Below are 2554 nucleotides of genomic sequence, written 5' to 3' on the forward strand. Positions count from 1 at the left end.
CAACCCCCGACACACCCCGGTGCCCCAGCACCAGCGCCACCTGCCCCCGCACCAGATCCAGCAGCACCTCACCCCGCTCCACCTCGTCCAACGGCAGCAACCGCTGAACCAGGCTCTCCGCGGCAGCGGTCACCACCCGACGCCGCGACCGCACAAGGCCGCGCAGTACGGCGGGGGTGTCGCCGTGGTTGCGGAGGGCGCGCAGGTCGAGGGGCAGCGGGGCCACGACGCCCTGGCCGGTGGCAAGGGCGGCATCGAAGAGGGCAAGGCCTTGTTCCGTGGTCACGGCCGAGAAACCGGTGCGGGCCATGCGTTCGCGTTCGGCGGCGGACAACTCGCCGGTCATGCCGTTGCCGTCCAGGTCCCACGGACCCCAGATCAGCGACGTGGCCGGCAGTCCGAGAGCGTGCCGGAGGTCCACGAGGGCATCGAGGAAGGCGTTGGCGGCGGCGTAGTTGGCCTGGCCGGTGCCGCCGAATGTGCCCGCGGCCGACGAGAACAGCACGAAGGCGCTTACGTCGGTGAGCAGTTCGTGCAGGTGCCAGGCCCCGTCGGCCTTCGGCGCGAGGACGGCGTCCAGCCGCTCGGCGGTCAGACTGCCGACCAGCCCGTCGTCCAGCACACCGGCGGCGTGCACCACGCCCTGGATCCGCCGGCCGGCGAGCACGTCGACCAGGGACTGCCGGTCCGCCACGTCACAGGCCGCCACGTCGACCCGGGCGCCCGACTCCTCCAGTTCGGCGACGAGTTCCGCAGCGCCGGGTGTGTCCACACCGCGCCGCGAGACGAGGAGCAGTTCCCGCACCCCGTGCGCCCGCACGAGGTGGCGGGCCACCACGGCGCCCAGGCCGCCCGTGCCACCGGTGACGAGAACCGACTCGACGCCCGCCCACACATCGGAACCATCGGCGGGCACGGCGGCGCGGACGAGACGGGGCACCATCAACTTATCGCCCCGCAAAGCCACTTCGGGCTCATCAAGAGCCAGGGCACGCGTGACCGCTTCGGCGTCGAACGGTCCGGGGGCCGAGGTGAGGAGGCCGACGCGTCCGGGGTGCTCGTTCTGCACGGTGCGGAGCAGACCGCGTACGGCGCCCAGCACGGGCTCCGGAATGTCCCGCACCAGCAGGACGAGCCGCGCGCCTGCGAAGCGCGCGTCGTCCAGCCACTCCTGGACGAGCCGCAGCACGCGGGCCGTTACGGCGTGCAGGTCGTTGAGGGTGTCGTCCGGGTCCGTTCCGTCGCCCGTGATGACGGCGAGCACGACGCCCGGCACCGCGTCAGCGTTGTCAGCCGCGCCGACGATGTCGCCGGTGCCGCTGATGCGGGCTCCGCCGACGAGTTCGGTGTACGGCGTGGCACCGAGGGCACCGGCGACGCCTTCGCCGTCCTCGACGACGGCCAACTCGCCGGTGTACGTGCCCGACGAGGCGACAGGGGTCCACTCGATGCGGTAGAGGTCACGTACGTGACGACCGCCCGCCGGCAGACGGTCGTCGACCGGACGTACGGCGAGCCGGTCGACCGAGACGACGGGGTTCCCGTCCTGGTCGACGACCATGAGGGCGATACTGCCGACCGCGGTCCTCCGCAACCTGGCCCGGATCGCGGACGCCCCCGAGGCGTGCAGGGACACGCCCTCCCAGGCGAAGGGCAGCAGTCCGCCGCCCTGTGGCGCGTCACCCTCACCCGCGAAGGCGGCGGCCTGAAGGACGGCGTCCAGGAGAGCCGGGTGGAGTCCGAACCCGGCGGTCGGGACGTGCTCGGACAGCTCGGCGTCGACGTACACCTCGTCACCGTGCCGCCATGCGCCGCGCAGCCCTTGGAACACCGGCCCGTAGGCGAACCCGGCCTCGGCGCGCTCCTCGTAGAAGCCGTCCAGGTCGATGGGCCGGGCATCGGCCGGCAGCCAGTCGGAGGCCCCCCATGACGCCGTGGCGGCACCGCCGACGTCCTCGGCGAGGATTCCGGAGGCGTGCTGCGTCCAGGGCAGTTCCTCGTCGGAAACGTCCGGGCGTGCGTAGACGCCGATCGAGCGCCGCCCCGCCTCGTCGGGAGTGCCCACGACGACCTGGATGCGCACGGCGTCACGACGGTCCAGAACGAGCGGCGTGCCGAGGGTCAGCTCCGCCACCCGGCTGCATCCGACCTCGTCACCGGCTCGCACGGCCAGGTCGAGGAACGCCGTGCCCGGCAGCAGAACCCGGCCGTGCACCTCGTGGTCGGCCAGCCAGGTCTGCGTACCCGCGGACAGCCGACCGGCGAGCACCACACCGTCCGACTCCGCGAGCGGTACCGCCGCGCCCAGCAGCGGATGCCCGGTCGGCTCCAGCCCGAGCGCGACGGCATCGCGCACACCGGCGCTCACAGCGGGCCAGTAGTGCTGCCGCTGGAAGGGGTAGGTGGGCACGTCGACCGGGCGGGCCCCGGTGCCGGCGAACAGGGCCGGCCAGTCCACCTCGGCGCCGTGCACGAACAGCCGGCCCAACGCGGTGAGCACCGACGCCTCCTCGGGACGGTCCTTGCGCAGTACCGGCACCGCGAGGGCGGCCCG

Annotated in this window: 1 protein-coding gene; it reads right to left on the bottom strand. The window is 73.3% G+C overall.

Translation table 11 applies throughout. From position 1 onward, the window contains the following. Positions 1–2554 (bottom strand): type I polyketide synthase (locus ACZ56B_RS32740; RefSeq protein WP_468798702.1); only part of this gene is annotated, 2554 nt, incomplete at both ends.

The sequence above is a fragment of the Streptomyces sp. NPDC034670 genome (genome assembly GCF_055574875.1).